This is a genomic window from Candidatus Nealsonbacteria bacterium DGGOD1a (assembly GCA_022530585.1).
Lineage (GTDB): Bacteria > Patescibacteriota > Minisyncoccia > Minisyncoccales > UBA5738 > UBA5738.
Genome location: CP092821.1, coordinates 166,842 through 191,073, shown reverse-complemented (window position 1 = coordinate 191,073; position 24,232 = coordinate 166,842). Strand labels below are relative to the sequence as shown.

16 protein-coding genes and 1 tRNA gene are annotated in these 24,232 nt (G+C 49.2%); 2 read left to right on the top strand and 15 right to left on the bottom strand.

The window, feature by feature from the left end; genetic code table 11:
* Positions 1 to 239: 239 nt before the first annotated feature.
* From L7H18_00985 to L7H18_00975, 3 genes are all read right to left on the bottom strand, one after another.
* Entirely contained in the window at positions 240 to 887 is a 648-nt protein-coding gene (locus L7H18_00985) for a DUF3800 domain-containing protein (protein UMX48102.1), read from the bottom strand.
* A gap of 216 nt (positions 888 to 1,103) precedes the next feature.
* Entirely contained in the window at positions 1,104 to 2,846 is a 1,743-nt protein-coding gene (gene polX / locus L7H18_00980) for a DNA polymerase/3'-5' exonuclease PolX (protein ID UMX48101.1), read from the bottom strand.
* 145 nt (positions 2,847 to 2,991) lie between these two features.
* Positions 2,992 to 3,633 (bottom strand): MFS transporter, encoded by a 642-nt coding sequence (locus tag L7H18_00975; GenBank protein UMX48100.1) that lies wholly within the window; start codon positions 3,631 to 3,633, stop codon positions 2,992 to 2,994.
* A gap of 267 nt (positions 3,634 to 3,900) precedes the next feature.
* Between L7H18_00975 and L7H18_00970 the strand changes: the two genes are divergently transcribed.
* Positions 3,901 to 4,377 (top strand): GreA/GreB family elongation factor, encoded by a 477-nt coding sequence (locus tag L7H18_00970; GenBank protein UMX48099.1) that lies wholly within the window; start codon positions 3,901 to 3,903, stop codon positions 4,375 to 4,377.
* A 173-nt stretch (positions 4,378 to 4,550) separates the two neighbouring features.
* Here the strand turns inward: L7H18_00970 and L7H18_00965 are convergent, their stop codons facing one another.
* The 5 genes from L7H18_00965 to L7H18_00945 form a co-directional block, all read right to left on the bottom strand.
* Entirely contained in the window at positions 4,551 to 6,197 is a 1,647-nt protein-coding gene (locus L7H18_00965; protein ID UMX48098.1) for a hypothetical protein, read from the bottom strand.
* 18 nt (positions 6,198 to 6,215) lie between these two features.
* Complete coding sequence (locus tag L7H18_00960; protein ID UMX48097.1) at positions 6,216 to 10,478, bottom strand: M64 family metallopeptidase; 4,263 nt, start codon at positions 10,476 to 10,478, stop codon at positions 6,216 to 6,218.
* Positions 10,475 to 11,215 (bottom strand): hypothetical protein, encoded by a 741-nt coding sequence (locus L7H18_00955; GenBank protein UMX48096.1) that lies wholly within the window; start codon positions 11,213 to 11,215, stop codon positions 10,475 to 10,477. Before L7H18_00955 ends, L7H18_00960 begins: the two co-directional genes overlap by 4 nt.
* 56 nt (positions 11,216 to 11,271) lie before the next feature.
* Positions 11,272 to 14,292, bottom strand: a complete 3,021-nt coding sequence (locus L7H18_00950; protein ID UMX48095.1) for a hypothetical protein — start codon at positions 14,290 to 14,292, stop codon at positions 11,272 to 11,274.
* A gap of 88 nt (positions 14,293 to 14,380) precedes the next feature.
* Positions 14,381 to 19,324, bottom strand: a complete 4,944-nt coding sequence (locus L7H18_00945; protein UMX48094.1) for a hypothetical protein — start codon at positions 19,322 to 19,324, stop codon at positions 14,381 to 14,383.
* Between the two features lie 182 nt (positions 19,325 to 19,506).
* Here L7H18_00945 and L7H18_00940 point away from each other — a divergent pair, with 182 nt between their 5' ends.
* The gene (locus tag L7H18_00940) at positions 19,507 to 20,142 is read left to right on the top strand and encodes a hypothetical protein (GenBank protein ID UMX48093.1); all 636 of its coding nucleotides are present in this window, start codon (positions 19,507 to 19,509) and stop codon (positions 20,140 to 20,142) included.
* Between the two features lie 25 nt (positions 20,143 to 20,167).
* On the opposite strand, the gene L7H18_00935 is transcribed toward L7H18_00940, so the two are convergent.
* The 7 genes from L7H18_00935 to L7H18_00905 form a co-directional block, all read right to left on the bottom strand.
* Complete coding sequence (locus L7H18_00935; GenBank protein UMX48092.1) at positions 20,168 to 21,205, bottom strand: hypothetical protein; 1,038 nt, start codon at positions 21,203 to 21,205, stop codon at positions 20,168 to 20,170.
* A 17-nt stretch (positions 21,206 to 21,222) separates the two neighbouring features.
* Positions 21,223 to 21,420 (bottom strand): hypothetical protein, encoded by a 198-nt coding sequence (locus tag L7H18_00930; protein UMX48091.1) that lies wholly within the window; start codon positions 21,418 to 21,420, stop codon positions 21,223 to 21,225.
* A 48-nt stretch (positions 21,421 to 21,468) separates the two neighbouring features.
* The gene (locus L7H18_00925; protein UMX48090.1) at positions 21,469 to 22,374 is read right to left on the bottom strand and encodes a DUF1795 domain-containing protein; all 906 of its coding nucleotides are present in this window, start codon (positions 22,372 to 22,374) and stop codon (positions 21,469 to 21,471) included.
* Between the two features lie 164 nt (positions 22,375 to 22,538).
* Positions 22,539 to 22,610, bottom strand: a tRNA-Gly gene (locus tag L7H18_00920).
* A gap of 137 nt (positions 22,611 to 22,747) precedes the next feature.
* Positions 22,748 to 22,945 carry a hypothetical protein gene (locus tag L7H18_00915; GenBank protein UMX48089.1) on the bottom strand — a complete coding sequence of 66 codons (198 nt, stop codon included), beginning with the start codon at positions 22,943 to 22,945 and terminating at the stop codon, positions 22,748 to 22,750.
* Between the two features lie 9 nt (positions 22,946 to 22,954).
* The gene (locus L7H18_00910) at positions 22,955 to 23,347 is read right to left on the bottom strand and encodes a response regulator (protein ID UMX48088.1); all 393 of its coding nucleotides are present in this window, start codon (positions 23,345 to 23,347) and stop codon (positions 22,955 to 22,957) included.
* A gap of 314 nt (positions 23,348 to 23,661) precedes the next feature.
* Positions 23,662 to 24,150, bottom strand: coding sequence for a hypothetical protein (locus L7H18_00905; GenBank protein UMX48087.1), 489 nt, complete (start codon positions 24,148 to 24,150; stop codon positions 23,662 to 23,664).
* Positions 24,151 to 24,232 lie beyond the last annotated feature (82 nt).

The following is a 24,232-nucleotide window of genomic DNA, read 5'->3' as shown; positions in this document are numbered from 1 at the left end:
TCTTTGCTTCCAAGGCGTTAACAATGCCACAGCGGCGGCAACCGCTTTTCATCGTCCTTGTCGCGCGAATTATCATCCGCCAAAAACCACCGGATTGCCGGATCAAGAATTTCATAAGGATTTGTCGGAAAATTTTGATGCAATACTATAAGTTTAAAGATAAATTTGACAATAAATTACTCTCTATGTTAAAATATAATTGGTCGAGGAGGCAAAAGACCTCGCCCATCAAAAGCGGACTACTGATAAAATCGGAAGTCCTTTTTTGTTTCAGTCGGAAAAAATTTTAATCCCGTGCCATCGATAACCGGTTCGATTTGTTTCAGGTTTGTTGATTCGATGCGTTTTAAATGATAGTAAAATTTAGGTTTAGTAATTCCGTTGAACCAATCATATTCTTTCCCTTGTTTGTCATATTGAAAAATATGGTAAACAGGATAACAATATAAGTCGGCAATTTGAATCCCAGTTGTCAGAGATGAATCGGAAAATAAAACTTTTTCAATAATTCTTGGGCACGGCTTCCAAAATCCGCCCTTCTCCCACTGGAGAAGCCGATGGATATCGTTTAATTCTTTATCTATGTTTCTTTTATCAACCACTCTTCCCTCGCGCGGATCAATAATGCAAATTCCAGCCGCATTTTCACAGTTCAGGTAAGTTTGGAATCTTTCCAAAAGAAAAATATAAGCCGCATGGTAGGGATTTTGAGACGGATATTTTGTCCAATAACCTTTTTTATCAATCACCACCGAAATCAAAGAAACCGGAATTTCTTTTAAAAACAACTGAATTTCTTTTTGCAACGCGTCATATTGGGCTTGGTCAAACAGCTTTATCGGCGAATTTATTTTTGGATTGTTAATTTTCGGATTTGCGTAGCGCAAAAAATTAGATTTAAATTCAATTTCCGTATTCTGGTAAAACTTTATCTTTATTCCGCGCAGGCGCGCGTCAATTTATCTTTTGTCGTTTTCATCAATGATACACCCCGTCAAAACCAAAATTCTGCTCCCCTCTTGAAACAATGGCGCTGTATCCCCGGATTCGTCAATATAAAGTATTTTCATCTATGATTTAAATCCCGGCACGCTCCCTGCCGTTTAATTTACTCTTTTTCGGTTTCTTTTCAAGATTTTCTTTGCTTCCGGCCACGGCAAGGCGTTAACAATATCGCTCGCGGCCGCCCAGCCGCGCCGCGCCTGCGCGATGCCGAATTCGGCAAACCGCAAATGGGAAACATCGTGGCTGTCGGTATTGATTGCCATTTTCACTCCGCGCGCCGCGGCGATGCGGATATGCCGATCGTTTAGATCCAGACGATCCGGATGGGAATTTATTTCCAAAATCGTGCCGGTCGCCGCCGCCGCGGCGCAAATCGCGTCAAAATCAATTTCGCACTCCGGCCGTTTTTTGAGCAATCTTGCAGTGGGATGCGAGATGATATCAACCCAGGGATTCTCCATCGCGCGAATGATCCGCGCCGTCATTTCTTTGCGTTTCATTTTTAAACCCGAATGAACGCCGGCAATGGCAAAATCAAGTTCGGCCAACGATTCGTCGGCGATATCAATCGTTCCGTCGGCCATAATATTGGCCTCGCATCCTTTCAAAACAAGGATACCGGCGTTTCGCTTGTTGAGCGCGTCAATCGCGAGATTGCGCCGCGCCAGCGCCGCTTCATCAAGTCCGTTTTCAATTCTCAAAAATTTCGTGTGATCGGCAATGCCGACATATTCATAGCCCATCGCGCCCGCGGCGGCGGCGATTTCTTCAATGGAATTGTCGCCGCCGTTCCAATCCGAATGGCAATGAAGATCGCCGCGCAAACCGCGATCGCCGATCAAATCGGGCAAATTATGATTTCGCGCGGCCTCAATCTCGCCGCGGTTCTCCCGCAATTCCGGACAAATCCATTCCAATCCCAATTTTTGATAAATCTCTTCCTCGTTTGCGCCGCCGATCATTTCCGCGCCGCGGAATAACCCGTATTCGGAAAGCTTGAATCCTTTTTCTTTGGCGATGCACCGCAAAACGATATTATGATCCTTTGAGCCGGTGAAATACTGCCACGCCGCGCCGAAAGACGCCGGCGGCACCAAACGCAAGTCCATATCAAAACCGTATTTTGTTCTCGCCGACGATTTCGTCGCCCCTTTGGCCCAGATTTTTTCAATTTCGGGCAGGGCGGTGAAAAAATCCATAATCTTGGCCGCGTCCGCGCCCGGCTTTATCGCGGCCAAAAGATCGATATCGCCGATGGTTTCCTTGCGCCGGCGCAGCGATCCGGCAATTTCCACCCGCGCCAAGCCGCCGTGTTTTTCCAAAATATCTTTGACCGCCAGCGCTCGCGGCAAGATTTGATCCAGCAAAAACCGGCCGCCGGACGATTTGCGGAATTCAATCCCCTGCAAGATATTGGCTTGGGATTTTTCGCCAAACCCGAACAGCGGCGCGATGTTTCCGGCGCGCGCCGCGGTTTCCAAATCCGCCAAATTTTTCACGCCCAATTTTTCATATAAAACCTTGGCTTTTTTGAAGCCCAGCCCCTCCACCGCGGCGATTTCGCTCAAATCCGCGGGCAAGCGGCGCTTTTGCGCCTCGTAATAATCAATTCCGCCCTTTAGAATATATTCTTCTATTTTCGCGCCGATACTGGCGCCGACTCCCGGAATTTCTTCAATCGCCTTCAAACCGCCGCGCCGATAAATTTCGGCGACATCATCTTTCAAATCGGCCAGAGCGCGGGCGGCCTTGCGATAAGAAAACGGCTTAAACGGCGTATTGTCGGCATCGAGCATATCGGCAATCTCATAAAAAATTTTGGCCAGCTGATTGTTTGGCATAAATTACTTTGAATTACGAAACCATTAAATTCAAATACCTTGAAGGGGTCTAACCCTTGCGATTATCCCTCGCAAAAGCCTCGGGACAGGCGCGAGGGATAGACCCCGAATACAAAGCGTTTCGTAATCCAAAGAAATTATAAAATTATTCTCCGGCTTTCCGCGCCAATTCCTTCAAACTGAAATACAAACCGTGGCCGGAGCCTTTTTGTATCTGGCGGTAAATAAACAACAGCATTGCCGAACCGAGAAAACCGGTTATTCCCACGCATATAAAAACCACTTTAAAACCGAAATTGGCGGCCATCCATCCGCCGATAACCGCGGTCAGCGCGGCGCCCACGCCCACCGATACGGCGCTGATGCCCCATTCGGTCGATTCCCGGCCTTTATCGATATGGCGAGTGTACAGCGCGGTCCAACCCGAAAGGTTCATTGCCATGCCGGTCGCATGGATCGCTTGCAAAACATAAATATGCCACGGCAAGAACGCGAACGCGAAGAACAGCGAACTCAACGATGCGATCCACAATCCGGTTATGGCAAACCAAAGGTCGGATCTTTCATGCGGCTGATTGTCCAAAAACAATCCCAACGGAATTCTCAACAGCGCCGAAAGCGCCGAGTAGATCGCGGTGGAAATTCCGACCACGAATTCATTCCCGCCCACGACTTTATCAACGATAAAAATCGCGAATATCGGCGCGACCAAACCCCAACCGCTCCAGAAAACAAAATCCGACAAAAGCAAAAATTTGATAATTCGATTAACTTTGAATTTAATCATTCTAAACCGGGTTAATCCTGTTTGCGGCAACCGCTATTTATAGCCTAACAACCGCGCATTCGGCAGTCAACTTGTCCCTTCCGCCGCCGGCAAGGGACAAGTTGACAAAAAAAAGGCTAGGCATAGAATAATAATAACAGAAAAATGAAATTCAATCCGCGTATGAAATTTCCCCATCTCGAGGGAATTTTTTGAAAAGCCCGCGCGCGGCGTTTTTTGCCAGTAATCTTTGATCGCGGGCAAAAAAGCCCGCGAAGGCACAAGGCCATGCTCGAAGAAAAAAATTTCTATCTGACGCGCCAAGGACTTAAAAAAATAAAGAAGGAATACGAGGAACTCAAGCGAATAAAGCTTTCAAAAACCAAAGGCGAGGCTCCGGCGATATTGGTTTCCGAAGATGTCAATCCGGAATATATCGCCCTGCAGGAAGATCTCGGACTGCTCGACATCAGGCTGGCCGAGATTGAAGCCATTCTTAAAAACGCCAGCATCATCAAAAATCCGGCTAAAACCGCGCAAGCCTCGGTTGGACTGGGCGCGACCGTATTGGTAAACATCAACGGCAAAGACAGCAAATTCACTATCGTGGGCACGCTTGAAGCCGATCCCGACCGAGGAATGATTTCCAACGAATCTCCGGTTGGGAAAATATTGCTTGGTAAAAAAACCGGCGACTTGATTAAAATTGATCCGTCCGGAAAAATAAATTGCAAAATCAAAAAAATCGCCTACAACATCTCATAGGCCGATGCTTCTGCGATTAGATTTAAAAAACACGCCGATATTGAAATTATCTGCGGTTTTTTGATTAAAAATTAAAAAATCAAAATGTAAAATTAAGATGAAATTTTAGCGTCCCTTCCTGCTACGGAAGGGACGCTAAAATTTTTAATTTTGATCTTTAAATTTTAAATTATTTACGGCAATTCCACATCTTCCTCGCCGGCGCTCCTCCTTTTAATGACCGCAATAATTATTATGATAATAATCAATAGCGCCAATCCGATAAGAATGATCGCGATCCAGCCGTTGTTTGCCGGCGCCGGCGCGACATTCGCGCAATCGGGATCCGCGTCGTCGCCGCTTACCGGACAATCCAAATCACAAATACAATCCGCGGTTGTGTCGCATACCCCGTCTTTGTCCCCGTTCTTCGTTTCCGCGCATGTCGCTTCCGCGGGCGGCGTGGGCTGGATTTCGTCGGGGGTTTCGCCAATAATTTCATCCGGATTCGGATTCTTGTATTCAAAATTGATCACCTCGGACCGGTCATCCGCGTTGCCTTGGGTATCGCGGCAACGCACATAATAAGCGTATGTTCCGTAGTTATCCAAATTAACCGTTGCCTGATGGAGCGAACCGTCGTTGGTGGAAAATGAATCATGCATCGCTTCAAAATCCGCGTCGCTGTCCGAATACCGGCAATCCGCGGCTTTATCGGTTGTCACGATTAACGCCACATTGCTTTGATAGATCGCGCCGGTCGGCTGAAGATTGGAAATCGCCGGACCTTCCTTGACGGGCGCGACATAATTGAAACCGATCTGGCTTGAGCTATCGCTCTTATTCCCGGATTTATCGTTGCAACGGATATAGTAAGTGTAGCGACCGGCCGCGTCCAACGCCACGATCTTGCTGTGATTTTTGCTTCCGGCGCCATCCATCGTATTGGCCATTGAATCATAACTGGTATCGGAAGTATCGTATTTGCATGTCGCCGTTTCATCGGTAACGCAAGAAATGGTGGTGCTGGCCGCGTTAACATCCCCGGCAGGCGACAAATTGGAAATCCCAGGCGCGGCGGTATCTTTGGGCGCGGTGACAACCGGAGTGGATACGACCGGATTTTTATTGGCGTAACGGAAAGAAATTTTTCCCGCCACCTGGTTCACATTTCCCGCGGTATTGCGGCACCTGACATTATAAGTGTAATAACCGTAGTTGGATAAAGACGCGGTCGCGGTATGGTATTTTTGATCCGAGGTGGAAAACACCAAGGTCATATCATCAAAAGCCTTGTCATACCAGCTATAACGGCAATTGGCGGCTTCATTGGTTTTCACCGACAAAGTGACATAGGAATTATAAGTCGTCCCCGACGGCAACAATCCGGAAAGAACCGGTGCCGTACCGCCGCCCGACGACGGCGTGGTCGTGGGGCAATTTTCGCCCACGCAAGAGATATTCCCCACCGTAAATTTAACGACCGCGCTTGAACCATTGGCATTGCCTTCAAAATCTTTACAGCGGACATAATAGGTATAAGGCCCCGCGTTAAGCGTTCCCAGCAACGCCGAATGATATAACCCGTCCGGAGTATCGAGATTGTTTCCCATGCTGTCATAACCGCCGTCACTGGTCGAATACCGGCAACGCGCGAGATCTTCGGTGTCCAAAGTTATTTTAACGCTTGAAGATGTCACCGTGCCTTGCGGATTCACATTCTTCAAAACCGGGCCGCTGTCGGCGAGAACGATCCCAAAAACCAAAATCCCCAAGGCGAGCCCCGCCAAAGACAAATACGCGGCGCATTTTTTAATCGAAACAAATTTAATCAATGGCATAATTTTGGTTATTTATGATTATTCAAAAACAGTCAGTATTTTTAAAATTTGGCGGCTGGCCGCCGGACTGAACTGCGTGGCCCGCGACGGATCAAGCATCACGCTATCGTTTGACGATCGGTAATTACCCTCGCAAGTACACCCCGAATAGCACCCCGCGCCCGCCAAATCTTTCCATTTTTCGCATTTCGGTTCATTGGAACAATTTGGAGAATTTGACATATCGGTATAAGTGCAACCATAACTGTATTCATCGTTCAAATTGAAAAAAGCGTGTCCGAGTTCATGGATGGAAGCGGTCGGCGCTTGAGCCGAAACAAACCCTATTCCCGCGCCCGCCAAAGAAATGCCGTGGGCCGATCCTTGGGAATTTTTTTTCAAAACCATCACCGCGTCCGGCAGGCAAGGCCGCGCGACTTGGCGAAAAATTTCGGCATCCTTATCCATATTATCCTTCAAATCATCGGCGCAATCAAGACCGGAAACTTCCACCGCGCGGAAATTGAATTTATCGATATTTTGGGCAACCGGCGCGAATTTGGAAAACTGTTCAATCTGGCGTTCGGCATCCGCTTCAAAAGAAACCAGATCGCTTCCATAACCGCAGGGAACGAAAACCACATCGATCTTTTTCGCGAACGAACCTCCCATTTTCATATCTTTGCAATTGCCGGCGGCGGTTGCCGCCACGGTAAAAGCAACGGCGTTTTTTTGCTCGGAAAAATTTTCCGACGCGTCTTTCGCGAATATATCAATTTTGTATTCGCCCGCGCCGATGCCGGCAACATTTTGCCAGTCATAATTCCAATTGCCGTTGCCGCCATCCGCCAAAATAAACGCCGCGACAAAACGGCCGTTTCGGTCGCGCACCCGCGCTTCGACTCCGTCCACCGGCACCCCGCTCTTGATGTTCGCCGATATCTTGGCATTGGAATTTAGAACTTGCGCGCCCGCGGAACTTATGGTTGGCGGCACCTCGTTAAAAGCAATTTTTTCGTCAAAACTTTTATCAACCGTAAATACAATTTTTTGGGAAAACATATTTAAATTTCCCGCTTCATCCTTGCAGCGGACATAAAAAGTATATGTTCCCTCGTTTAACTGCGCGGTAAATTTCTTTTGATGGTTTTTGCCATCGGCAGTTTCCAATATATTCCACATCAAACCATATTCGAGATCATAGGGCGCGGCCTTGCAAACCGCTTTTCTGTCGGTTTTGACGGAAATTTCCGGCATCTGATTGCCGGTAATCACCGGATCGTAACCAATCACGAACGGCCCTTTATTTTTGGATTTGGCCGCGGTGCCGGCCGCGGAAGCATCGCCGCTTCCGGCCGACAGATCGCCGACTGCCGCGGCCGCCGAACCGGAAGATTTGGAAATTATTTTTTTAAAAGACAAACCGGCGTCTCTGAATTCAAAATACCCCGCCCGCCGGTAATCCGCCGCGGCAATCGTTTCGTAAGAATCTTTAATTGAACCGGACGGCAAACGCAGCCAATTTACCGCGTCGCTATAAAATATCTCCGTGCTTAACGGTATCTCGTTGCCGTCGTCCAAAAAATTTTTCTGACTGTCAACGAGAGACAACCCGCCGGTATTTTCTATCGCCCGCGCCGTATCGGAAACCGTATCATTTTGTTGAGCGCCGCCGGCCGAAGAATCCGACACTTGAGCCGTTGCTTGGAAAGAATGTCCGGGCGCGCCGGTGGTCAATGTGTTCGCGTTGCCGGTTTTCTCCACCGGTTGAAACTCCGATCCGATTCCGGAATTCAAACTAAGCGGCTCGGCCGCGACTACCGGCGCATAAAGAACATTTCCCGCTTTAATCGACGCGACATCTTCTTCAGTCAAATAATAGGTTGTCGGAGCGGCATAAACCAATGATGTCTTTGCTTCGCCGCCTTCAGTAATCGTCCGAACCGCCGCCGGGGAATATGTTATCGCCTGGTGCGCGATTACGGTTGATGCGTTTATCGGCGTTCCATCCGCGTTGGCCGTTACCTCGATTTGGCCCACCGCCTGCCCAAGCGTGTTTGAACCCCAAGCATAAATCAAATCATTGGTTCTTTCGCTTGCCGGAGGAATAATTTCAATTTCACCGGTGGATTCGTCCACTACGGTTTCGCTCATTTGCGATTTTATTTCATCGATAATTTTTCGAGAATTATCGGCCACGGTTTGCGGATCGGATTCGATCTTGGCCGTTCCATCCGCCGAAGCAATCGCGGTTGGCGATGCCGCAACAACTTTCGGAACATAAACCGTTGCCGCCGCGCCGCCGGTTTTGGTTGTTGCCGCCGCGGTCTTATCCGCCGACCCGGTCGGCAGCCAGTCCGAAATCACCGATGACGCGACCGTCGCGCCTTGAGTTGAAGAATTATCCGAAACCGAAGGCGCGTCAACGACAATCGCGTTGGCCGGCAAACCGGCCGCCACCTGCGAAACACCGCCGCCGGCCGCTTTTTTCCCGTTATTGGTAAATGTCGCCGCGGTTGAGGAATTCAAAAGCCCATAGGCAGGCGTCGATTCCCTCACCGGAACATATACTATACCGCCATTCGCGTTTATCGCGTTGGCTTCCTCGGAAGAATGAGGCGCGGTCGCGGAATTTTTGACGCTGTAACCGGTTACTCCCTTTGAAACAATTTTGCCGTTTTCCAAAACATACAACGGGACCGAAAACGAACTGCCGGCCGTAACCTCTTCTCCCACATTTACCGCGACATAAATTTCTTTTCCGTCGGCGTCTTTTGCCACCGGCGCGTTCATCTTGGAACCCCAACCGGTAGTCAAACTGGATGCCCGAGTGGAAGCCGCGGTTTCCGGATTTCCGGGAGTTACCACAAGCGCGCCGGTTTTGGGATCGGTTTTTGTCATGCTAAAAGCCGAATAGATCGGCGCCATTGTCTCGATTGCCGAACTCACCGTTGATTGTTCTTTAACGGAAACCGAATCTGTGTCTATCAGTGTTTCGCCCGCGGCACGATTGATAAACTCGGCAAGCTGGCCGTAAGTCGGAGTTGTATTGGTAATTCCTTCTTCTTTGGCGGCCGCCATATAAGCCAACAACGCGTCAATAAAATCCTGGTCAGTGAAAGCATGATTAACTAGCGCCACTGCCGCGGCTTTGGCGTCAAAGCCTCCTCCTCCGCCGCCGCCAAAAGCGTCGCCGGAATAATTACCGCCATAATAACTTTCCCACGCGCCCGAACCCCCGCCGCCGCTTCCGCCCGTACCGGTATCCATAAAGAAACTGCCGCCATCCATTCCGCCGCCGGCCGCATCCCACTTATAATAAGTCGGCTCTTGGCCACCGGTAACATTGCATTGGCCGTTTAAGCAATTTATGCATTTATTGTTCTTGCAATTCTTGAATGAATAACCGGTTTTAACAAATCCCGCCGCATCGGTTTTGGCGCAATTTTCATTGGTGCAACTCCAGCAATTTCCTTTGGCGCAAATCTGAATAAAAGTATTTTCTTTCTGATCTTTCGACTGTTCGTCGCTTTCAATCCGGCAGCTTTCCGCGGCGCAAGCGATGCATTTTCCATGCGCGCAATTACGCACAACGGCGGAAAAATTACCGGCCGCTTCGTTTCCGGCCGCGCCGCTCACCGCTTGCGCCAAACTGGCGCCCGCTTTTTTAATCAAAATTTCCGCTTCCTGCTTGGAAGTGATTTTTACATCAACCATGCCAAAAACCCGACTGTCATCCGATTTCATATCCGATCCGAACGGCTGATTGATTCTCTGCGTTATTCCGCTTTCGATTATCGCCTCTTTATTCTGCCGCGGCAACATCGAAGCGCCGCTCCGGTAATAAACCGGACTGTTCAAAATTTCGGCGACGACATAATATTTCTCGCCCTTGAAAACCGCGATCGGAGCGATTGAAGCGCAATTCCATTGTTCGTAACCGGTAATCTGGCCGCTGGCCTTGAGATTATACGCGCCGTCATACAAATTCACCGAATAAACCCCCTTGAAATAGCCGCAAAGCTCGGTAACATAAGCATCTTTCAACGCCGAAAAACGCCAACCCGCGTATTGCGATGTGTTTTCAATTCCTCCCAAATCGCCGGCTTCCAGCGACTGCCAAAGGTAATCGCCTCCGGCCTGGCCGGACAAAGATTCTTTTTCTCCTTGCGGCAAAGCCGCCCGGACTTCCGACATTCCGACCGGAAAACTGCCGGCAATAATCGCGGATACCAACGCCGCGGACAATAATCGCCGGGCGAGATATTTTAATTTTAACAATCGCCAAAATAAATTAATCATATAAAATCACTGTTTTTTCTTTTGTTTATCCGCCAGATGATAAAGCTTGTTAAAACAGCCAACCCCAGAACCGCGGCAATCAATGAATAAATCAACACTCCTTGCGGACCGCGAGAACAATCGCTGTCGGTTTTTTCCGAACAATCCGCGTCGCAAGTACCGTCGGCGATTCCATCGCAAACGCCGTCTTTCACTCCGGAACGGCAATCTTTGGCGCAAGTCAGGCGATTCTCGCCCGCTTGGCACACATCATCTCCGCACAAATCCGCGAACTTGACCGTATCAATGCCAAAGACCTCGTTGCCCTCGGGCGAATAAACGACAATCTTCGCGCCGTTGGAATAATAAGGCGCGATCAAAATAAAATCCTTTGCGGCAACCGCCTGGCATCCGCCTTCCAAGTTGCCCGCCGTTCCGGGCTGGTCGCGGCAAGTTATATCCGGAATGGAAAATCTGAAAGAATATATCAGCTGGCCGCCGGATGAAACAATATCGCAAATCCAGCCATCCTGGGGTTGGACGCGGCGGTCCGGCGCGCGGAAATTTTCCACCGTGATACCTTTCACCGAAAGCTGGCCGTTATCGTAGCTCAAATCCAAATTATAGCTTTTTTCCGTTTTGGAATCGGCAACGCCCGCCTTCGCCGCCGCATCATCCGCGCGACAAGCCGGTTTTGCCGGAAAGCCGGCCGCGATCGTAAAGATAATCAGAAATAAAATTGCTTTAAAGATTTTCATTTCGGTTGAAACGCGCGAACGCGGGTTGGCCGGATCGCGAACGAAACACGAATCAGTTATCGCGAGATACTGAATTGTATGATCTTGGATACATTATTCTCGTTTCCCGCGTCATTTTTGCACCGCACATAAAAGGTATAATTGCCGCTTTCCAGCCCGCACACTTTTTGGCTGAAATTACCCGCCGAACTGTTTGAAAAGGCGTATTTCATCGAAGAATAAACAACATCTTCCCGATCAAATTTGCATGACGATTGCCGATCGGTTTGCGCCGATATCGTGGCGCTTGAACCGTCAATCGTTCCCACCGGACCCACCGAGCTTATTGCCGGACCGGAATTGCTTGCCGGATCATAAGAAATTTTCACATCCACCAAGCCGAAGATCATATAATCGTATTTAACCACATCAGTCTTAAATTTCTGATCGATAATCGTCTGCCTGACCCCGGCCTCAATGATGGCATCGCCGGATTGGCGCGGCAACATTCCGGACTTATATTCAAAATAAATCGGATTATTCTGCACTCGCGCGATCACATAATAACGGCTGTCGGCGTCTATTTCCAGCGGGCTGATATCAACGCATTTCCACGAATCATTGCCGGCCACTTGGGCGCTGGCAATCTCGGCGTAGGAACCGTTGTATATGGAAACTTTATTGGTGGCGCCGCTGTCAAAATAACCGCATAACTGGGTAATCCGCCCGTCTTTTTCCGGAGTAAACTGGTAACCGGCATACCAATCAACATCGCTGAATCTTTCCCGCGTGCCGGTTTCAACCGATTGCCAAAGATAGCTTGAATTGGCATTCCCGCCGCCGGAATTGGAACGGTTCGAGTCACTCTTGCGGTCATTGGACGAAAGGTCGGCGCAATTATCGCCATCGAGAACATCAACCGTGAAAATAATCTGATATCCGGCATTGCTGACCGCTCCGGTCGCGGCATCTTTACAAATCACATAATAAGTATGCTGGCCATTGGCGATATTGGACAGTTGAACGCTATGGCTGGTGCCGCCATCGGTCGCAAACTGGATGCCGGCGCCGTAAGTAAAACTGCCGGAACCGTATTGGCAAACCGCGGCTTTGTCCGTGGACACCGCCAATATCGGATTATTAACCGTTTGATAGGTATCCGTGTTGTTAACAAGCGCGGGCGCGGCGGGATTGTTGCCGCTCCGGTCAATCGCGGTCGATATTTGTTTCGCCGCGCTTACCGCCCCGGTGGTTTTATCTTTGCAAACCGCGTAAAAATTGTAACTGCCGTCCGCCAGCGAAGAAATCGAAACGCTGTGGCTATAATTATCGGTCGTGGAAATTGAAACGCCCGCGCCATACGCGAAAACGGCGTCTTTTTTATATTGGCACGCCGCCGGCCGGTCGGTGGTTATCGACAAAACCGGATTGGAGCCGGTTTGTTTGGCCGGAGTCGCGCTAACGATTACCGGCGCGCTGGCCGGGTCCAACGAAAGATCGACATTAAAATCTATTTTCAAAACCGTACTGATGCCACCCGTGGCATTGTCTTTGCAAATCACATAAAAAGTATGCTGGCCGCTATTAACATTGTTCAAGCCGGTGTTATGGTTGTACCCGCCGGTAGTATTGAAGGTTGCGCCGTTGCCATAACTGAAACCGCCCGCCTCGGCATATTGGCAAACCGCCGCCTGATTGGTGGTTACCGACAAAACCGGATTGGAGCTGATTTGAACCGCGTTCGTGGTATTGGCGACTATCGGCGGCTGGGCGACGCCGCAGGATTGCGTGAATATCGCCGAAGAAGTATCGGTGCATTCCGCCGGCACCCGCGAAATCATTGACCGGGTTTGGCCGCCGTTCACGCACGCGCTCCAATCACTGTAGGTATATGAAGCGCACACAGCTGTCTGAACCGTGCATGACTGCGCCAAATCCGCCGAAGAAGTATTTGTGCATCCCGCCGGCGATTGAGTTTTAATCGTCCGGCTCTGACTGCCGTTGGAACACGCGCTCCAATCGCTGTAGGTGTAGGAAGTGCAAGCTGTACCGTCATTCCCGGTGCAATCATTGGTCAAATCCGCCGAAGAAGTATTCGTGCATCCTGCCGGCGATTGAGTTTTAATCGTCCGGCTCTGACTGCCGTTGGAACACGCGCTCCAATCGCTGTAGGTGTAGGAAGTGCAGGAAACGGCGCACGATTGCGTCAACTGCGCCGAAGAAGTGTCGGTGCATCCCGAAGGCCCCTTGGAAAAAATGGTCCGCGATTGAGTTCCTCCCGCGCAAGCCCCCCAATCATTATAAATATAAGTATTGCAAACTACCGAAGCATTGCCCGATCCGCTCCCGCTCCCGCTCCCGCTTCCCCCGCCCTCATCGCCGCCGCCAACCATAAAACCGTCAAGACAAGGGTCGTAACCGGTGTCCAGCGAGAATTGCGCCGCGGTATCAATCACATTTTTTCCTTTTTCATTTTTCGGATCGGAAGGATCGTAACTTGAATAAGCCCATGATTTGCCGGTCAAAGGATCGGTCACGATCGTGTCTCCCGACGCTTTCAAAGCCGCGATATAGGCCTCTTTGTCTTTTTCCGTTGCCGTGCCGGTGTCTATTTTTGCCTGATAATCTTTGATTGCTTGAGCTTTGCTCTCAGTATTGCCTGTTGTATTACCTGTTGTATTATTCGCAAGTTGGTCTTGAATTTTTTTCAGATCATTCTTGCCTTCGGATGTTTTGGCATACATGTCAATACCATCGAGAAGCTGTTGGAATGTAGGATCAGCAGTTGCCAAAGCCGCCAGTTTGCCAGCGGCTGAAGCATTGCTCTCGCGCAACACCGTTAGAAAATCTTCTTCGCCGAATTTGGAATTGATCAGCGCCACTATCATCGCTCTTGTTTCGTCTTCGGTTAATCCGGCTCCGGCCGCCGCGTCGATAAAATTGGAAAAACCGCCAAAATTAAGATCATTATTTTCAATCCAATCCGGCATCCAAACCAAATCCGCGGCCAAAGCCGCGCCGGCGGTCAAGGCAATCAATCCGCCCAACAATAAAGCTAAAATGCTTTTTTGGTTTATTGAAAACAATGATAATGGCATAATTTTTGTTAATGAATTCAAATTATACGACTCGGAGGCCGGCCCCGTTAAATACGCCGGGGCCGGCCTTATCGCGAATCTCAAACATCTAATCGCTCACTTCAAACTGGATCAAAGTCGACGCGTCGTTGGTCCCGGTCTCGCCCTTACAGCGAATATAGAAAGTGAAAGGGCCGTCGTCGAGACTGCAAACCTTTTGTTCGTGCGTCTTGTTGCCGGTCTTGGCGAAAGAGTATTTCATATCCGCGTATTCAACATCCTCGCGGCTGAATTTGCAAGTCGCTTCGATATCGGTCGCCACCGAGATCATTGTGTCGTTTCCCGAAATCGTGCCCACGGGAATGGCGGTATCGACCTCCGGCCCTTTATTGCTTTCGGATGTGAATTTTATTTTGGCGTCAACCAGCCCGAACACCATATAGTCGTATTTTTTAATATCTTTGCCGAATTTTTCGCCGGCCAATTGCCGGATGCCCGCTTCAACCGTGGCGTTATCGTTATCGCGCGGCAGTAATCCGGATTTATATTCATAGTAAATCGGACCATCCTTCACCCGCGCAATCACATAATACCGTTTATCGGTTTTAACCGGAACCGGGCTGATACTGGCGCATTTCCAGTCGCCTGTTCCGGAAATCTGCACGCTGGCCAATTCGGCATATGAAGCGCCGTACAAGCTCACTTTGTTGGAACTGCCGTCATCGAAATAACCGCAGAGTTGGGTAACCTGGCCGTCTTTTTCGGTTGTGAACTGATACCCGGCATACCAGTCGACTTTGGTAAATTTATCGCGGGTGCCGGCTTCCAGCGAGCGCCACAAATAATCCGAATCCGATTCGTCTTCGTTGTCAACATTGCGATCATTGTCATTTTGCTTGTCGTTGGTCGATAAATCGGCGCAAGTTGCCGCCGATGTGACCGTAAAGATCACTTGCGCCGGCGAACCGTTAGTCGCACCCGTCGCCGTGTCTTTGCAAACCACATAAAAAGTGTGCGCGCCGTCGCCAAGATTGCCTAAAACCGCGCTATGGCCGGTTCCGCCATCGGTGGTAAACTGAATGCCGCCGCCATAAGTGAATTCGCCGCCTTCTTTATATTGGCAAGTGGCGGCCGCGGAAGTGGTTATGAGAAGCGTGACCGCGCCGGCGGACTGATTGTTGGGCGTGGTGTTGGAAATCACCGGCGCGCCGGTCGTAGTGTTAACCGTGAAAACAATTTGCGCGCCGGAAGGATTGGTATTCCCGGAAGCGGTATCTTTGCAAACCACATAATAAGTATGCTGGCCGTTGGCGATATTGGCCAACTGCGCGCTATGGTTTGTGCTTCCGTCGGTAATAAATTGAGTGCCGCCGCCATAAGTGAAATCGCCGCCTTCTTTATATTGGCAAGTGGCGGCCGCGGAAGTGTTCACCGAAAGCGTGGGCGAATTCGTGGTTTGATTGCCGGCGGTGGTATTGGTGATCACCGGCACCGTCCCGGTACGGCTAAGCTTGGTTACAATCGGGTTTCCCATTGTTTTTGCCGTTCCGCTCGCGTCTTTCGATTTGCACGCCACATAAAAAGTGTGCGTGCCGTCAGCCAAACCGGCAATAGAGATTTTGTGGCTGTAACCATCGGCGCTTTCAAGCGCGGTGCCGGAACCATAAGTGAAAGTGGCGTCTTTCTTGTATTGGCAGGTGGCCGGAATATCGGTTGTCACCGACAGCGCCGGGTTATCCACGGTTTGGATTTCCGGAGTAACGCTGACAATTGTCGGCGCTCCCTGCCCCCGATCCAATGTGGTGACAATCGCCTGCTCCAAAGTTTTCACCGCGCCCGTGGCTTTGTCTTTGCACGCCACATAAAAAGTATATTTGCCGTCCGGCCATGCCGTCAACAGCACAGTGTGTCCCAAGTCGCCATCGGTGGTAAACTGGGTCGCGGAGGAATCGCCATAAGTGAAAGTGGCATCTTTCTTGTATTGGCAGGTGGCCGCTTTTTCCGTGGTTATCGACAATGTCGGATTGGCCACCGTCTGGGTCGCGGGCGTGGTGGCGGTAATCTTGGGCGCGTTGGCCGGATCAAGCGCCAGATCGACCGTAAACTCAACTTTGAAATCGGCGGAACTCTTCGCGCAGGTTTCCTTGTCTTTGCAAATCACATAATAATCGTAATCTTTGCCGGTCAAGCCGCTCAATTGCGCGGTATGGTTGTAATTGCCGGTGGAATCGAATTTTTTACCCGAACTGAAAGTGAAACTGCCGCCTTCTTTATATTCGCAATCCGCGGGCCGATCGGTGCTAACCTTTAATATGGGATTGGCAATTGTGATTTTTCCCGAGCTCATCCCGTTCGCCACCTTGGGCGCGTTTTCGGCGTTCTTGGAGAGATCGACCGTAAACGATGTCTGGCCCGAACCGATCGCGCCGGATGTCGCGTTCGATGAAGCTTTGCTGTTCTTGCAAAGCACGACGATCGTATGGTTGTATTTGCAGTCATCGGCGGTTCCTTCGGTCAGATTGCCCAGCGTAACCGTGTGGGTCGTGCCGCCCGATCCGCTCATCGCCATGCCGTTGCCGGAAAAATTGGACGCCGAGAACGATCCGTTCTTGCTGTCCATATATTTGCAGGTCGCGCCGATATCCGTGGTCACATTCAACTCCGCGGTCTTGGTCGAAATCGTGTCTTTGGGGCTGTTCACCGTTACTTTGGGCGCGGTGCCATCCTGTTTTTTCTGCTCCTCTTCGTTGGCCTTGTCCTCGGTCGTGCTGGCTTGTTCATCTTCTTCGGCTTGTTTGAATTTATTGTCATCCGCGGTGGGAAACGCGCAACTGGCGGTATCTTGGGAAGTTTTTTTGCCGTCGGTGCAGGAAATCGTGAAATTCAGTCTGCTCGGATTATCTCCTTTTGACCCGTCCGAACTCGAAGAACTTGATTGCGGTTTGGCGCACGCGTACCAGCTTGATCCTCCCGATTGCGTGGCGGTTACCGAAGTGTTGTCAAAATCGTTGGCCACTGTGCAATTAATACCCGAACATTCTCCTTCGGTATCGACCGTGAACGGCACATATACGCCGTAGCTTGACCCGGTTTTGCACTTCGAACTGCTGGCGCTGGGAGTTCCCGCGTCAACGCTGAAACTGCACTCGCCGGTTATGCCGTCTTTCTTTCGGCAAACGCCTTTCTTGCCGCCGGCGGTATAATCTGCGTCGTTATATGCGTTGGTATAACCTGACGCCGAACCGCCCGACGAAGACGAAATCTTGCATTCATAATCGCTTCCGCACGCATCGCATTCTTCGTTTTTATCGCACGGGAAAGTCCCGGCCTTGCATTGTTCGGAATAATCACCGCGGCATTTGCCGGTCGCCGGTTCGCAGCCGCCTTTTGAGGCGCAATTTTCTGATTCGGTGAATTCGCCGTTGGCGCACAAATACGATTTATCGGCGGTTTCGGGCTTGCCCCCGCAACTATATTCGCCGGATAGGGTTGTTTTGCCTTCATTTTTGCCTATACCTACGCAATTATTGCCTGCCACAAGCTCAATATATTTATAACACTTGTCCCCCCCGTCCTTAACAGAAGTGCAGTTTGTTCCGGTATCGGGATTTTTAACCGAACATAATTTGCCGCCGCCCGTAACCCAATTCCAAAGCCGGCAACCGCCGCTGTTCACGCATTGGTATTCGTTGGTTTTATCATCGCTCTTCTCGCAAGAAGTGAGATTTGTGTTCGAACACGCGATTTTTTTGGCGTCTCCCTGCGCCAAATTATTTATCGCGGAAGCATTGTTTAAAACCGATGAAAAAATACCTTTCCCGATCACAATGTTCATTTGGTCGCGCAACACCTCGCTATCCGCGCAATAGCTATTATCGGCTTTGAACTTTTCTCTTTTTTCTATTTCTTTTTCCGAACACGAACTGGTAATATAATCTTTTCCGCCCGCCACCGCGATGATCGCTTCGTCCAGTTTGTTGCAAGTTTCGGTATTGCCATCGTTATAGCAAAGCGGATTGGAACTGTTGCAAACCTGATTCAAACAGCCGTCTCCTCCTTCAATTTCCCCGCCCTTGCAAACCATGCTGAAATTCTGCGATTTACCGCTCTCCTCGCACACCGCCGCGCCAAAAGCCAGCGTTTTCTTTGTCGTGCCATCGGCAAAAGTGTAGAGACAATTGCAAGCCGCGGAATCCCACGCACAATAAGTGCAGTATTTGGTCAAGTCGGTATCAAGGTGGAATGTCCCGTTTTCACCTTTAGATTTATCGTTCGGATCGCAATAACAATGCCGCTGCGTACTTACCTGCCAACCGCAAGTGTGGCCCGCCCTATTGTCGCACGCGCCGCTACATTGAATATTTGCCGCCGAACTATTGGCCGTGCTGCTTGGGCTGCCAGATGCCGCCGGATTGCCGCCGGAAACCTGATCCAAATTCTGGTCCGCAGTACAGTCGCTGCTTTGCCTCAAAGTCCATCTATGGCTAGCACCCTTGCAATACATCTCCTCTCCCGTCAAAAAACCATTGGCATCGCACACGCAGCGTTTTTGGCCGCAATCAGTGTCTGCCTCCCTGCAAACATCCACGCAACTTCTGCCGATCATATCATAACAACCGCTTCCCGCGCCAGATTGAGAATCTGCTACACTCGCGCCGCCGGCCGCGCTTGAAGACGAACCCGCAAACTGGGAACGAGCCTCGGCCAATTCATCTTTATAAACCTCTTTATTAACCTCTGTTATTAAATCTACCGTTGATTTTGCCGTAACCGCCGTTGAAGCAGGCGCGGCTGTCTCCGCCTTGGATAAATCTGCTTTTAATTTATCGCAAGCCCTGGACCTGATAGTGTCGGTTTCGCTGAACCCGCCTTCGCTACAAGTCCATTTCAGAACATTATCCACCCTTTCATTATCACACAAATTCGTACAGTCTGAATCGGCGGCATGCACCACGATATTAAAAATAATAAAAGCCATTGCCAGCGGAAGAACAAAAAAAGCAACTGTTTTAACATGAGCGGGAAAATGACTAGCGAGATTTTTTATGTCCATAATGTTTTGGAAATAATTCCAATTAAAAATTAGAAAACAAAGTTCATTGTTTTATTTTCCCAAAGTTAAAACGCAATGTCAATTGTGAATAAGTTTGTGAATAAGTTTGCAACAATTTTTGAACCGCAAATTTTTCCAAAAAAATTTGACAAATTAATAAAGTTATTTTATAAGAATACCAGTTGATTACAAAGGGGGAATTCATTATTAATGTTAAACTGTTCGCGACAATTGTAGCAATAATAATAGTCTTTGCGGTTGAAGCAAGTTCCTCATATGAAACCGCACCGCATGATCAAAGCGTAAGTTACAGGGAAGACTGCGCTCCATGGATAAAGAGTTATACCACCGGATATAGCAAATATATCCAACCGGATGATCCAATAATCCGGTGGTTCGCGGCAAGAGTTACATTTAAAATAGGAGAAGGTTTCTTTTTTAATGAAACCGGCCGCCAACTTAATATCGCATACGCCAGCGATCGGGATGTGTATCCCGAATGTGCCGAATATTGGCAGGAAGTAGCCATAACAGGGACTACCCTAAAAGGAGATTGCAATGATCTGTCAACCTTCATGTGCTCCCTGTTGATTGCCAAAGGCTATCCGGCAATGGTAGTCCGCGGCTACAACAAAACAACCCACCAAGGGCATATGTGGGTTGAGTGCAAAGCCAAAGGTGAAAATTACATCATCGACTTTGATCAAAGATTGCCTAGAATATCTTGCATGCCTCGCGTACCCAGATATCTGGGTTACGACGAAGACTACATGTTTAATGATGTCTTCGAGAGGATTGATTACGATCCAGATTGGTGACCACATCCGGCCACCATCTTTTTATTTACGCGCGTTGATTGTTAATTTCTTTGGCTTTTGCAATTATTTCTTCATTCATCGGCGTGGGCACGCCGGCGCGCTTGCCCAGCCGCGCGACTTCGCCGTTGTAGTAATCGATTTCGGACAGGTCTTTGGGGCGGTTGCGGCCTTTGGCCACGATATCCGCCAGCAAGCCGCGCCAAGGCAAAAGCAACCATAACGGCCACAACATCATTTGAGCCAAAAATTTGATCGGATAACCGCAAAAATCACCGACAAACCCGCCGCCGGATTTTTTAATCGCCAAAACATATTCTTTGAGCGCCGCGACTTCCTCTTTAAAAACTTTCTTGTCGCGCAACCCTTGGCCGGCATCCATCCCGTTAACCGCGGCCGCCATGCCGATCAAGTTCGTGAACAATTTTGAATTTTCCATTTCAAAAACTTCCGCCCCCGGAAATTCCCGCGCTTTAATCCGGCCGGCAAGCAAAATCTCCTTGAAATCAAAACTTTTGCCGTCGATCACGCCAAAACCGAGCTTAATCGGAATTTTGTAACTTATAACGGATGTCCCATTCGGGCTCGCCGCGGTTTCGGCGAGAACACCCCCCTCCGCCCGAAGATCGACTCCGTTGATCAGACTCACCCGGATGATCCGCACTCGGTCGGCCGCTTGTCCCAACACTTCGAACAAACCGGCTCTGGCGTCGTTGATTGCCGACAATCCGTTCTGCGAAATAACCAGCGCCGGCAATTTTTCTTTGCCTTTAAAACCACGGTAATAAAATTTAACCGTCTCGATCACCGGATTCTTGGTCGCCAGCCAGATGAAATCGGGAGGATTCAATTCGGCCGCCACGGCAAAATCCGCGGATCGGACAATTTCGGTTTTTAAAATTTCCGGCTGGCCCGCGCCTCTCCGCGTTTTAATTTTCCCATTGTTGATCGCCTCGATTTCGCGATCCATACCCACGCCGATGATCCGCGCCGCGCCCTGCAGTTCGCGGCAAAACATCGCGCCGGTCCGGCCGCCGATCCCGACAATATATATTGTTTTCCCCATATGATTATCGACAAAAATCACTTTGCGCTCTTCGCCTGATACCACTGCTGGTTAATATAGCTTGAAACGCACGCTTTCCAATAGCGGATGTTTTTACCGTATTTTTTATCCGCGACAACATAGCCAAACGACAAAATGAAAGTCATCACGATCACGATTCCCGCCAGCGCGGAAAAAAAACGCACCAGGTCCGACATATCATTTTTATTTGCCATAAAAATCAAAACCCCTCTGCGAAAGGGGTCTCGTTAAAAGCCAAAAAATTATTGTCCGGACGGAAATTTGAACGACATTATCGCCATTCCGATCATATCCTTTTCCTTGTCCCAATTCGAAGCCAGCGCCACGCCGGTGACTATGTAAACATTGTCATTTTTAACGGCGAACATTTGCATATTTTTCAAATCAAGCCCGTTTTGCGTGAAAGAGCTGTTAATCAGCGTTGCCTCGGAACCGTCTCCCAAGTTTACCTTGCGCTCCGTCAACATCTTGTAATTCTCTATCTTTGCCTGAAGCGTTGTTTTGGACTTGGCGATATACGCGGCCCCGTCGCCAACGCCGGCCGATCCGAAATTGTCCAGAGTAACGCTTATGTTTTCATTAAAAATCGTTTTTCCGGAACTGTCTTTCTCCGGAACGGCCTTGAAAAAAGCCGCCAAAGGCCGCGAGCGTATCGTGCCTTCGCGCGCGACCCAGCCGGACGGCGGCTGTATCGATGTTTTCAGTTCTTTGATTAAAGTCAAAACCTCGGCGCCAACTTCCGTTTCTTCGCCGGCGGCGGGTTGATTTGCCGCAGTGTCGCCGGCGCCCGCATCGGTCGTCGTCCCCGCGCCCGATGGCGCCGTTTCTTCCTTTTTATCTCCAAACGGAGAAAAGACCACGATCCCCGCGATAATCGCCAAAACCGCCAGCGCGACCGCGACCGTGAAAATCATCTTTCGGCTCGAGCCAACCCCGTTTTTATCTTGGTCGGGATCATCAAACCCGCCGTCTTCAAACCCGCCGGCGCCCGACCCTTCCGGACTGTTGATCCCGGCGCCAGCCGCGAGAAACGCGTCGTCAATCTCCGATTGGTGCCAGCCCTGCTTTAAAAGAATGTTTGTTATTTTATTTTTCGGAACATTGATTTCTATTTGTTGCTTAATATAATCAACGAGTTCTTTATTCATAAATGAATTTTTCGGGAATATTAATTATTCAACAAAAAACACTATCCCCATTGATTCATTTTCGCAAACAAAAAAGCCGTTGTCAAATAAACACCAACCGAACGAAAAACAAAAACCTCGCTCAAATTTAAGAGCCGCTCTTGCAAGAGCGGCTCTTAAATTTGAGCGGGCGAAGAGAATCGAACTCTCGTCTTAACCTTGGCAAGGTCACATAATAGCCACTATACGACGCCCGCGAGTCCCGCCGCGGCGGGACAATTTTCAATTTCTAATTTCCAATTTTCAAAAAATCATAAATTCCGACATCAAAATCAAACACGGCTCTATTTAACCGCAAAAAAGGCTGAAAGTCAAATCCCGACTTGGCAAGATGCTAAAAATTCAGCGCGGCGGCGTATGCGTCCAAAAATTGCGGGATCGCGATTGCCAAACCGATCAAAGGTAAAATTATCATAACCGCGGTTACGACAAGTATCCACAAGAAATATTTTCTCGTTTTCTCGACCGAATTGTAAATATCGTCGAGTTTTTTGCCTTGATCTTCCAACTTTTTTTGAATATCTTCTTCCATATTTATTGATCATCGGGAATCCCTTTTCTTTTCAAGCCTTTTTTTAACAATCCTCACCAAATCGTCAAGCGTGTAGTCGATCTTCACCAAATAATCATAAGCGCCGTTGGCCAAAGATTTTTCCACCGCCTCGGCGGTATTCAAATTGGAAAGAATGATCACCCGTGCCGTTTTTCCCCAAGGATCTTCTCGCAGTTTCTTCAGCATTGTGATGCCATCCATCTTGGGCATTATAATATCCAGCAACACCAGATCGGGATGTTCGGCCAGCGCTTTTTGCAAGCCCTCGTCGCCGTCATGCGCCTCGATCACGAAAAAACCGTTTTGGCTTATTTTTGAACTCAAAAGATCAAGCAGAACGATTTCGTCGTCAATGACCAAAACTTTTTTTGTTTCGCTCATATTGATTTGATTTTGTTACGGCAAACCGGCAAAATCGCAACCGCCGATTTTGATGCGGCGCCCTCCCGCGTTCATTATGGGTCTGTCGCCGAATTAGCTTCAGAACGAAATTTTCAGTTTTCGAGCGAAAAGAATGAAGAATGAGGAGGCATATTTAAGCTAAATCCGGCGACGAATGATGAATTCTTTGCAGCCGAAAAATGGAAATCGCGGTTGAAGCCAATTCGGCGACAGACCCATTATAACAAGAACTTAATCAAAAATATACACGCCGTCGGGCAACTCGCGCATAAAACAAGCGCAATGCTTCCCTTTTATCTATTCGCCAACAGCGCCAAGACCTGCGTGATAATTTGCATTAAAATTTTTACTTGATTTTCAAGCGCCGCGATCCTCTGGTTCATTTGCGCGTATTGAGTCGCGTCAGCGACCGCAACCTGCGCTTGCGTTTGGGTTTGGGTTTGGGCAGTCACGGTTTGAGTCGTGGGCGCGGCCGCGGTTTCTCCCGGCGCGGCTTCATCGGTACATTTATTATTGAGAAAAAAAGAAGTGCCGTCGGTATATTGTTTTTTTGAAATATTATATTTGCAATTCGCGCTTCCCGTGGAAATATAACCAACGCCCGCCGCCTCGACATCGGCCGCACTCATTTCTTGGTGGCACGCCGAATCCTTAAAGTAACTCACGCTATCGCTATAATATGTTTTCCCCGCCACCTGCGAACACGCCGCGTTCGCCGCCAACGGCGAAAATGTAAACAAGGAAAACGAAAATAAAACAACCGCGAATATCTTTTTTTCCATATTTTTTATTTATTATTTTGAATCACGAAACGCTTTGCATTTTGGGGTCGTTCCCCTGTGTAATCGCAGGGGTGCGACCCCT

Bases quoted from the DNA above. Each gene is read 5' to 3' on its own strand.
- L7H18_00950 (UMX48095.1), bottom strand. From the start codon at position 14,292: ATGCCATTATCATTGTTTTCAATAAACCAAAAAAGCATTTTAGCTTTA.
- L7H18_00960 (UMX48097.1), bottom strand. From the start codon at position 10,478: ATGATTAATTTATTTTGGCGATTGTTAAAATTAAAATATCTCGCCCGG.
- polX (UMX48101.1), bottom strand. From the start codon at position 2,846: ATGCCAAACAATCAGCTGGCCAAAATTTTTTATGAGATTGCCGATATG.
- L7H18_00910 (UMX48088.1), bottom strand. From the start codon at position 23,347: ATGAGCGAAACAAAAAAAGTTTTGGTCATTGACGACGAAATCGTTCTG.
- L7H18_00955 (UMX48096.1), bottom strand. From the start codon at position 11,215: ATGAAAATCTTTAAAGCAATTTTATTTCTGATTATCTTTACGATCGCG.
- L7H18_00965 (UMX48098.1), bottom strand. From the start codon at position 6,197: ATGCCATTGATTAAATTTGTTTCGATTAAAAAATGCGCCGCGTATTTG.
- L7H18_00975 (UMX48100.1), bottom strand. From the start codon at position 3,633: ATGATTAAATTCAAAGTTAATCGAATTATCAAATTTTTGCTTTTGTCG.
- L7H18_00970 (UMX48099.1), top strand. From the start codon at position 3,901: ATGCTCGAAGAAAAAAATTTCTATCTGACGCGCCAAGGACTTAAAAAA.
- L7H18_00930 (UMX48091.1), bottom strand. From the start codon at position 21,420: ATGGCAAATAAAAATGATATGTCGGACCTGGTGCGTTTTTTTTCCGCG.
- L7H18_00945 (UMX48094.1), bottom strand. From the start codon at position 19,324: ATGGACATAAAAAATCTCGCTAGTCATTTTCCCGCTCATGTTAAAACA.
- L7H18_00935 (UMX48092.1), bottom strand. From the start codon at position 21,205: ATGGGGAAAACAATATATATTGTCGGGATCGGCGGCCGGACCGGCGCG.
- L7H18_00925 (UMX48090.1), bottom strand. From the start codon at position 22,374: ATGAATAAAGAACTCGTTGATTATATTAAGCAACAAATAGAAATCAAT.
- L7H18_00905 (UMX48087.1), bottom strand. From the start codon at position 24,150: ATGGAAAAAAAGATATTCGCGGTTGTTTTATTTTCGTTTTCCTTGTTT.
- L7H18_00915 (UMX48089.1), bottom strand. From the start codon at position 22,945: ATGGAAGAAGATATTCAAAAAAAGTTGGAAGATCAAGGCAAAAAACTC.